General features: G+C 40.3%; 9 protein-coding genes and 2 pseudogenes. 3 read left to right on the top strand and 8 right to left on the bottom strand.

The features are described from left to right. Window positions 1–138 precede the first annotated feature (138 nt). On the bottom strand, window positions 139–840 hold the full coding sequence (gene deoD / locus P20480_RS00935) for a purine-nucleoside phosphorylase (RefSeq protein ID WP_006794609.1): 702 nt from the start codon (window positions 838–840) through the stop codon (window positions 139–141). A gap of 14 nt (window positions 841–854) precedes the next feature. Further along, window positions 855–2,072, bottom strand: a complete 1,218-nt coding sequence (locus P20480_RS00940; RefSeq protein WP_008132937.1) for a phosphopentomutase — start codon at window positions 2,070–2,072, stop codon at window positions 855–857. Window positions 2,073–2,264: 192 nt separating this feature from the next. Between P20480_RS00940 and udk the strand changes: the two genes are divergently transcribed. The 3 genes and pseudogenes from udk to P20480_RS18870 all read left to right on the top strand — a co-directional run bounded on the left by udk (window position 2,265) and on the right by P20480_RS18870 (window position 5,118). Further along, entirely contained in the window at window positions 2,265–2,897 is a 633-nt protein-coding gene (gene udk / locus P20480_RS00945) for a uridine kinase (RefSeq protein WP_006794607.1), read from the top strand. Between the two features lie 17 nt (window positions 2,898–2,914). Continuing rightward, window positions 2,915–4,141 (top strand): NupC/NupG family nucleoside CNT transporter, encoded by a 1,227-nt coding sequence (locus P20480_RS00950; protein WP_008132935.1) that lies wholly within the window; start codon window positions 2,915–2,917, stop codon window positions 4,139–4,141. A 267-nt stretch (window positions 4,142–4,408) separates the two neighbouring features. Continuing rightward, a pseudogene (locus tag P20480_RS18870) lies at window positions 4,409–5,118 on the top strand (substrate-binding periplasmic protein). A gap of 303 nt (window positions 5,119–5,421) precedes the next feature. On the opposite strand, the gene P20480_RS00955 reads toward P20480_RS18870, so the two are convergent. From P20480_RS00955 to P20480_RS18865, 6 genes and pseudogenes are all read right to left on the bottom strand, one after another. Further along, window positions 5,422–5,631 (bottom strand): cold-shock protein, encoded by a 210-nt coding sequence (locus tag P20480_RS00955; protein ID WP_002959120.1) that lies wholly within the window; start codon window positions 5,629–5,631, stop codon window positions 5,422–5,424. A 239-nt stretch (window positions 5,632–5,870) separates the two neighbouring features. Next, window positions 5,871–6,584, bottom strand: a complete 714-nt coding sequence (locus P20480_RS00960; protein ID WP_008132926.1) for a hypothetical protein — start codon at window positions 6,582–6,584, stop codon at window positions 5,871–5,873. Further along, window positions 6,581–7,321: an FTR1 family protein gene (locus tag P20480_RS00965; protein WP_008132924.1), complete on the bottom strand. Its 741-nt coding sequence runs from the start codon at window positions 7,319–7,321 to the stop codon at window positions 6,581–6,583. Before P20480_RS00965 ends, P20480_RS00960 begins: the two co-directional genes overlap by 4 nt. After that, entirely contained in the window at window positions 7,308–7,661 is a 354-nt protein-coding gene (locus tag P20480_RS00970; protein WP_006793322.1) for a cupredoxin domain-containing protein, read from the bottom strand. The genes P20480_RS00965 and P20480_RS00970 overlap by 14 nt, the downstream gene beginning before the upstream one ends. Then, the gene (locus tag P20480_RS00975; protein ID WP_008132922.1) at window positions 7,654–8,955 is read right to left on the bottom strand and encodes an ATP-binding protein; all 1,302 of its coding nucleotides are present in this window, start codon (window positions 8,953–8,955) and stop codon (window positions 7,654–7,656) included. The genes P20480_RS00970 and P20480_RS00975 overlap by 8 nt, the downstream gene beginning before the upstream one ends. Window positions 8,956–9,017: 62 nt before the next feature. Continuing rightward, a pseudogene (locus P20480_RS18865) lies at window positions 9,018–9,678 on the bottom strand (response regulator). Between the last annotated feature and the right edge of the window lie 2 nt (window positions 9,679–9,680).

The following is a 9,680-nucleotide window of genomic DNA, read 5'->3' as shown; positions in this document are numbered from 1 at the left end:
AGTCTGGTACTCATGATTTTATAATTATTAAGGCATAAAAAAAGCCGCATAAAATGCGGCTTTGGAGGTTAGTCTCACTTCACTTTGGGCGTGTCTCCAAAACTTAGTGAATACGTTACCAAGGAACTGTTTTATTGATTAGATAGACTCTAATGCAATTTTAACCATTTCGTTAAACGTGCTTTGACGTTCGTCAGCAGGTGTTGCTTCGCCAGTGATCACGTGGTCGCTTACGGTAAATAATGCCATTGCGTTTGCGCCGTACTCAGCTGCAACGCCGTATAAACCGGCTGTTTCCATATCTACTGCAAGAACTCCTAACTTATCTAAATCTTTATAGAAAGTGTCGTCTGCTTGGTAGAAAGTGTCGGTTGTGAATACGTTACCTACTTTTGCTTTAATACCTAGCTCTTTTGCTGCATTAACGCCGTTTAAAAGTAGGTCGAAGTCTGCAATTGCAGAAAAGTCGTAACCACGAACACGTGCACGGTTTACGTTTGAGTCTGTGCTTGCACCTTGTGCAAAAATTACGTCACGGATTTTAATGTCGGTACCAATACCGCCACATGTACCAATGCGTATAATGTTTTTTACGCCAAAGCTAACAATTAGCTCACGTGCATAAATAGACATTGATGGAATACCCATGCCTGAACCCATAATGCTTACTGGCTTACCTTTGTAAGTACCTGTAAAGCCAAACATGTTGCGTACACCAGTTACTTGTACCGCATCATCTAAAAAGTTTTCAGCAATATATTGCGCACGTAGCGGATCGCCTGGCATTAAAACTGTTTCGGCGAAATCACCAACATTTGCATTTATATGAGGAGTACTCATTCGTTGTTTCCTTTTTATTTTGGCGCGTTTAATTGAGTTAAAAAGCTGTCGCCATATTCAAGCTCAGACAAGTTAAACCACTGTGCTAGTGTTTGACCAATATCTGCAAAACTGTTTCGTTCACCTAGCGGTGTATTATCCATACCAGGTTTATACGCTATCACAGGTACGTATTCACGCGTGTGCTCAGAACCTGGAAAGGTTGGGTCACACCCGTGGTCGGCAGTGATCATTAATACATCATCTGCATTTAACTGGTTTAGTATAGTTGGTAAATAGTCATCAAATTCTTTTAATGCTTTAGCGTAACCTACCGGGTTACGGCGATGACCAAATTTTTCATCAAAATCAACCAAGTTGGTAAAAATTAAGCTGCGATCAGGTGCTGTTGAAATAACCTCGCTGGTTTTTTCAAGCAAGTTCATAAGCCCTGGTGCTTTGTGCTTTTGGGTTATGCCTTGATGCGCGTATATGTCTGAAATTTTACCAATACTAATTACTTCGCCGCCGTCTTTTGCTAAAACATCTAATAATGTTGGTGCTGGCGGAAGTACTGAATAGTCACGACGATTGCCTGTTCGTGCAAAGTCTTGACTATTTGAACCCAAAAATGGCCGCGCAATCACTCGCCCTATATTCATTTCATCAAGCAGCGCCCGTGCGATTTCGCAAACTTGATAAAGCTTTTCTAGGCCAAATGACTCTTCATGCGCGGCTATTTGAAACACGCTATCAGCTGAGGTGTAACAGATTGGTTTACCTGTTTTTACGTGCTCTTCACCTAGCTGTTCTAATATGGTTGTTCCTGATGCATGGCAATTGCCTAAAATGCCAGGAATACCTGTACGAGCTATAAACTCGTCTACAAATTCTTGTGGGAAACTGGGCTGTGTTTTTGGGAAATATCCCCAATCAAATAACACAGGTACGCCAGCCATTTCCCAATGGCCTGATGGAGTGTCTTTTCCGCTAGAAAGTTCTTTAGCGTAACCCCATGCACCTTGTGGTGCTTGGCGGTCTGAAACTAAACACGTTTCTCCACCGGCGGCTTCACAGGCGTCTACTAAACCTAATTTAGATAAATTAGGAAGCGAAAGTGCGCTGCCTGTTTCGTCGTAATATGCTTTTAGTAAGTGAGCGAATGTATTGGCGCCAAGATCACCAAATTTATCTGCATCTGGTGCTGCACCGATTCCTAGGCTATCTGCCATTAAGATAATTGCTCTTGCCATTTTGACCTCACTTTGTTTCTAGGTGGTTACTTTATCTGCTGAACGATTTTTCCGTACAGGACAAAAGTCCTGTTTCATAAAACCTAAACATTATAAATTTGCGTTCTTAAGCGAAGCAAAAGAGATTAATCGTGTCTTTTTTGCTATTGTGATCTACCAACAATATATCCTTCTGTGTGGGTGAGAACTTTAGTGACACGAACAACTATTATAGCTATTGCTGGCGCGTCTGCGTCGGGCAAATCTCTGTTTAGCCAAACTATATACAACGAGTTGGTTAATGAGCTTGAACCGGGCGCAATTGCCATTATTGAAGAAGATGCTTATTACAAGGATCAGTCGCATTTGCCGATGGCTCATCGTACGCAAACGAACTACGACCACCCTGATGCATTTGAACATGAGTTAATGCTTGAACATTTAACTCAACTTCGTAGTGGAAATTCAGTAGAAGTACCAACATATGATTATGCACAGCATACCCGCAGCGATAAAACGCGACGTGTAGCCGCTGCAAAAATTTTAATTGTTGAAGGTATTTTATTACTGAGCGACAAAGCGCTAAATAAAGAATTTGATATTAAGGTATTTATAGATACTCCTTTAGATATCTGCTTAATGCGTCGTATGCAACGTGATATGGAGCAGCGAGGCAGAACGTTACAATCTGTTGTTGAACAGTATCAAGCAACTGTAAGACCGATGTTTTATCAATTTATTGAGCCTTCTAAGCATAATGCAGATTTAGTAGTGACTCGAGGCGGCATGAACCGCGTTGCGATTGATATTATAAAAAGTAAAATTAAATATTTACTACAAGAATAACAACGGGAAACATTTGTATGACAACATTTATGAGCTTGGTAGGCATGTGTGTGCTGCTGGGCATTGCCTTTGCCGCGTCAACTAATCGCAAGGCAATTAATTTAAGAACCGTTGCTATAGCATTTGCAATGCAAGTTGTTATTGGCGGCTTTGTTCTGTTTTTTGACGCAGGAAAAAACGTATTAGCAAGTATGTCAGCTGCCGTTTCATCGGTTATTGGCTACGCGAATGACGGAATAGGCTTTTTGTTTGGCCCACTGGCATCGCAGGATACGCTAGGTTTTATTTTTGCAATTCAGGTTTTGCCCGTTATTGTGTTTTTCTCAGCGCTGGTCGCTGTTTTATATCACATAGGCATTATGGACTGGATAATTAAGATTTTAGGCGGTGGTTTACAAAAGCTTTTAAAAACCTCGCGTACAGAATCACTTTCAGCGACGGCAAATATATTTGTTGGCCAAACTGAAGCGCCGTTAATTGTTAAACCTTTTATAGCAACGATGACCAAATCTGAGTTATTTGCTGTAATGGTAGGTGGCTTAGCCACTGTAGCTGGCTCTGTAATGGCTGGTTACGTAATTATTGGTGTAGAGCTTAAGTACTTAATTGCAGCCAGCTTTATGGCGGCACCAGGTGGTTTTTTAATGGCAAAAATGATTGTGCCAGAAACCGAAACACCTAAAGATAACTTAGCTGATTTAGATTTAAACGACGATGATAAACCGGTAAACGTAATTGATGCTGCTGCATCAGGTGCGGCAAATGGTATGCATTTAGCACTTAATGTTGGTGCAATGCTACTGGCATTCGTAGCGTTGATTGCGCTTCTAAATGGTTTATTAGGTGGTGTAGGCGGATGGTTTGATCATCCAACATTAACGCTACAAGAAATTTTAGGTTATGTATTTGCTCCTGTTGCATGGTTACTCGGTGTACCGTGGGATGAAGCAATTATAGCCGGCAGTTTTATTGGTCAAAAGATAGTAGTAAACGAGTTTGTTGCTTACTTAGACTTTATAAATTATCGCGATACGTTAAGTGCGCACACACAAGCAATTGTTACGTTTGCTTTGTGTGGATTCGCTAACTTATCATCGATAGCCATTTTACTAGGTGGGTTAGGCGGTATGGCGCCTAGCAGGCGGAAGGATATCGCACGCTTAGGGCTCAGAGCAGTGTTAGCAGGATCTATGGCTAACCTTATGAGCGCAGCAATTGCTGGGTTTTTCCTCTCGCTAGCTTAGAAACTTAAGAGATGAACCGGTGTTGCAAAACAAGAAGTTAGTACTTTAAGGGGTTAAAGTGCTAGCTGACTTGAACGATACTTCACCAAGGGCCGCAAGGCCCTTTTATCGTTTTAGGGCTTTAATAAAGTTACCTTCCTTCCTATATCCTCTCTTTATTTTCATTATGAGATTTTTACAACTCAAATAACCACTAATACTTTGTAAATTTAACAATTTTAAACCACACTTAATTAAGTGTTTCCAAGCCTAAATTGACTAGTTGTAGTGAATTATAATCTGACCTTTTTTATCCTTTTTTTATCATTTAGTACTTTAGCTGAAGAGCCTTTGCTGGTTGTTACAGAATTAGCACCACCTAATCAAGTTTTAATAGACGGTGAAGTTCAAGGTAAAGGAACACAGTACATAAGAGATATATTTAAACAGGCTGGTTTAACACCAGACATACAAATGTACCCTTGGGCCCGCGCCTATAAAATGGCAAGCGAGGAAAAAACACGTTTATTTACAGCATTGCTCGCACGCCAGAACGTGAAGAGCAATTTCAGTGGGTAGGGGAAATTGGTCGCTTTGAAATGGGATTTGTTGGGCTATCAGACAGAACCGATATAGTAATCAATAATATTAACCAAGCAAAAAATTACAAAATAGCTATGCAACATAACGACTTCTCGACCCAAACTCTCACTAAAATGGGGTTTGAGGGCGTTATAACTTCAGATATACAGCATTCTTATAAGTTACTACTAGCCAAAAAAGTAGACCTAATATTGGATGATCCGCTTTATATGCTCCAATATAGTGATTACTTTAAACTTAAACCGGGCCACTTAAAATTTATTTTTAAAATAGATGCATTAACAACGGTTGCTTATTTAGCTGCAAATAAAGATACAGATAAAGTTCTTATAGAAAAAATGGAAGAAGCGCACAAACAAGTGAGTAAAACTCAAATAAGCCCTTACGGTAAATGAGTTAAATTACACGCGGCTTTTGAATTAAATGATGTGCAGGTGAGGTAAATAATTAACAATAAGTGGAATTCGCTCAGCGGTGCTTGAACTCTCTCTTTTACGCTTTTACTAATTAAAGCTATACAGACTTTTTATAGCGCCTAACCCTGTCACTAAATAGGTGTTTATATTAGACCTTGGGGTCAAGTAGAACCACTTTAATTGTGATCCTTGGTATTTGGTCGGGCTGTTGAATAAGTTAGGTTTGTTTCAGACACAAAAAAAGCGCCCTAGGCGCTTTTTTTATTTTACTTAAAAGTAAAATTATACAGCTGTGATGTTATCAGCTTGAGGACCTTTTTGACCTTGTGAAAGAGTGAACTCTACACGTTGGCCTTCAGCTAAAGTTTTGAAACCTTCGCTTTTGATTGCTGAAAAATGTGCGAAAACGTCTGGGCCATTTTCTTGCTCGATGAAACCAAAACCTTTAGACTCGTTGAACCACTTAACTGTACCTGATACGATGTTAGACATTGTAATATCCTGATATAAAAATAAAAAATATGCTCATATGAGCGGGTGTAGCAAAAAATGAGATGGTACTTTAAAAACTTCAGGACGGTACTACAAGTATTACTTATACAACATCGAAATGGAGATTTATAGCTTACATGCTTTCTTTCTAGCTGCGGCCCACTATATAGATAACCAAATATAAGTCAAGCACTTCCTTATTTTATTGAGCAATAAATAACCAACCTGTATTTATATGCTTAAAATTCAAATTCTAGGGCAAGTCTAAAACTGTGGTTTTTTTCAGACTGGCTAATTTCACTTATAAAGCCAGCTTCCCATTTTAGCTGTTTTTGGCCTTCAAACCGGTATAGCCCAATAAACCCGGGCCCAATTCCGATAAAATCTTCCCCTGCATATAACTCAATAGAGGGTTGAAACGCAGACAAGTATCGGTAACGATATTGTGCCCTAAACTCTGTTTCCCATTCGTTCTCTATGTCTTGCCCCCATTCGTATACCAAAAAAGCATTCATGGTGAGACTTGCACGACCAAACTCTTTTTCAATTACAAAACCGGAGGTTGCTTCGTATGCGTCGGCGTCATGCTGTTTTTCAAATTCAAACAAAGCGCCCCAATCGGCCCATAACCGGCCTTGCTCTATTAGTTGCCATCTAAGCTCCAATTCATACGCTTGCAAGCCAAAGTCGCCGTTATCATCTCGCTCACCCACTAAATAACCTTCGAGTGCCATAGTGTCGTTAATGGCGCCACCTAAACCAATACGTTGAGCTAAAATATTGCCACTGTCGGTTTGATGCGACACAAGGCGCCACTCAAGCTCTCGTTCAAACGGCAACACATACGGGTGATAAACTTTATCTACTACTATGCCATCAGCATAAGCGAGCTTAGGTATTAATAAACAAAAACCAATTAATACAGTAGCTGCAAATAGGTTTATTGCTTTCATGATTTTTCCTTAGTAATTGATTTAGGAATAAAATAACTACCAGATAAAAATAATACGCTGCTCAGCACATAGCTTAAAAAACTGGTTAAATTTGGTGTAGCCTCATAACCGATCAGAGCGCGCAATACTCTCCCAAACTCTGAGTTTTCGGTTAAAATGTCACGTAAATCCCATACGGTTACCGTTGTTGCTATCAAATCAATTTGGCTCGCCAAATCAAGCGCCACAACTAGTTTTGCCGCACTATTTAAAGCTAACAATACCAATAAAGGGGTAAGCCCAAAGCGCTGTTTGATTGCACTCAATAAAAAATACAACAAGACGCTAAAGCTGCTGCATATTCCCAATCCTAAAAAAGTGCCAATAAATAAACTTTGAGCCGCTTCGTTGCTTTGCCAAAAGCCAATCAGGTAAATAATGTAGTGACTTAAATAAAGTGTCATTACACTGATAATCGCAATCATAAAAGCAGCTGTTGCTTGTTTAATGGCGTAGTACAGTGCACTAATAAAAATTAAAATACACAAACCAATTTGGGCATATTCTAAACCCTGATAGTCAAACAAGGGGCTCATTAACGGCGCACTTTTTACAAACAAAAATGAAAGCCCGATCCCTAAAATAAGCCCTCCCAGCAATTTCATTAAACTTTGCTTGGCTACAACTTGGAGTAAAATAAGTAAAATGGCCACCGGCAGTAACTGGTTTAGACTCATCACTAGGCTAGTTATTAGCATTAGAACGCTCCTTTTCAGTCACTATGACAGCACCACGCGCCGTATTGGGCGAAAATTCGCCAAAAAATTCATAGCGCCCAGGGATTAATGGCCCGATATAAATAACGCTTTTGCGCTTTGGGTAAAGTACTTTCTCTCGATTGAGATCGAAACTGTCGAACTCTTCAGGCGTACTATCTTGATTTTCGATTAACAAGCGTACCTTTTTATTGGCCGGCACGACAATTTCTGCGGGGTAAAACAAATGATCTTTAAGTACAATACGATAGTCTTTACTGGCGGCGTTAAATGATAAAAATACACAACAATATAAGTAAGGCCTAATAAGTTGTTTAATCACATTTAGCTCCTGCAAAAACTACCTGTACTTTTAAGCCACCCAAATCACTATCCGTTAAGTGAATTTCAGCGCGATAAATAGCAATAATATGCTGCACTATTGCCATGCCTAAGCCCGCACCTTGTTCACCCGAAGGGTGTTGGTCACCGCCAACACGATAAAAACGGTTAAATATCCGTTGTTTTTGATCGTTCGTCATACCTGGGCCACTGTCTTCTATTTGCCAAATACGCTGCTTGTGCATCTGCTTTAGTGTTATTTTTATTTGTCCATTGGCTGGTGCGTACTTTATAGCATTGCTAAGTAGGTTTGAAATTAGCGTCACTAAGGTAAATTCATCACCGTTAATGATAAAATCATCTCCTTCAAGACTGATAGTGTGATTTTTAGCCTCTATTTTTTCATACAACTGGCTAACACCTTCTTGCGTGATCGCTAATAATGACTGCTCCTTAAACTGTTTTTGCCACTGCTCTGGCTGAGTACGCCCTAGTATTAGCATTTGCTCGACTATATTGGACAGTCGATTAATACCTTGGGTCATGGCTTGTAGTTCTTGGTTATCTCCTTGTTGAGCTGCCAAATTGTGCACATTAATTTTTAAACTGCTCAGGGGAGTACGTAATTCATGTGCCGCATCAGAGGCAAAAAAACGCTCTCGTAAATAGGCGGTTTCTACGCGTTTAAATAAATCGTTTAAGCGGCTGATCACCGGTTTTATTTCTTCATCTGTCACCTGCCAATTGATCGCAGTAAAGTCATTTGCTTGGCGCAGAGCTAACTGTTTTGATAAACGGGTTAATGGTGCCAGTGCATATTTAACAAAAAAGCTAATAAATAGCGCAAGCAAAGGAACCGCCCAGAGCATAGGCAACATAGCTGATAAAATAACCGCCTCGGCAAGTTCAAACCGCTTAGCAATCGGCTCGGCAACAATAACGGTGCGTAAAGAAGTGGCAAAAACGAATACCCGCATTCGCTGCCCTGCAATATTAAGCGTTTGAAAACCCGCTTGATACTGGCTCAAATCAAGATTTAATTCGTCAGAGCCGCTAAGGAGCTCACCAGCTTGCCAAATTTGATACAGTAACTGGGCGCTGTCTTGTATTTTTGGCGCCATGGCGTTTATAGATAAAGGCTGTTGCATCAACACTCCAGCGACCACTTTTAGTTCACTATCGAGTAATTGCTCACCATGGCTCATACTTTTTTGGTAGCCTTTGACTAAAGCTAAAAAGCAGGTTAACACCATCATTGACAGTAAAATAAGGGTTAAACGCTTACGAATTGACATAGAGTATGGTTACCTTTGTAAATTCAAGTTTGTGCAATCTTGGGGCGTTTTAATCACGTGAACTATCTCTTTCCCACGACATAGCCAATACCACGGAGAGTTTTAATAAAATCGCTGGGGAATTTTTTTCGTAGGTGATGAATATGTACTTCAATGGTGTTGGAGCCAACTTCTTCTCCCCACTGATAGAGTTTATTTTCTAACTGCTGTTTAGATTGCACGCGACCTTGGTTTTCCAACAGCGCCTTTAGCAGCATGTATTCTTTTCGTGGCAGAGAAAGTAGCTCATCGTTGAGTGTGACACTATGCGCTGACGTGTCCATAGTCACTTCGCCACACTGTAATAAACTCGACTGAGCTTGATTTACTCGGCGGCTCGCTACGCGCAAACGAGCAAATAATTCGGCTGGTTCAAATGGCTTAGCTAAATAATCATCAGCGCCCATATCAAGCCCTTGCACTTTGTCATCAATGCTACTTCGTGCAGTTAGTATAACCACCGGAATGATTTTTTTTTTGCGACTTTATCTGCTTTAAAACTTGTGAACCATCACCATCGGGTAAACCTAGATCAAGTATAACCAACTCTATTTCACCACTGCCTAAGCATTGCAATGCATGCTTAACCGTTGCGCTATGCTCTACACTGTAGCCTTCTTGGCGCAATGAGCGGCAAAGCCCTTGCGCCACAAGATGATCATCTTCAACTAATAATAAATGCATTG

The organism is Pseudoalteromonas sp. BSi20480 (genome assembly GCF_000241365.1).
In the GTDB taxonomy this organism is placed as follows: domain Bacteria; phylum Pseudomonadota; class Gammaproteobacteria; order Enterobacterales; family Alteromonadaceae; genus Pseudoalteromonas; species Pseudoalteromonas marina.
The sequence above is the reverse complement of the archived record's forward strand: the minus strand, read 5'-3'. Positions and strand labels throughout refer to the sequence as shown.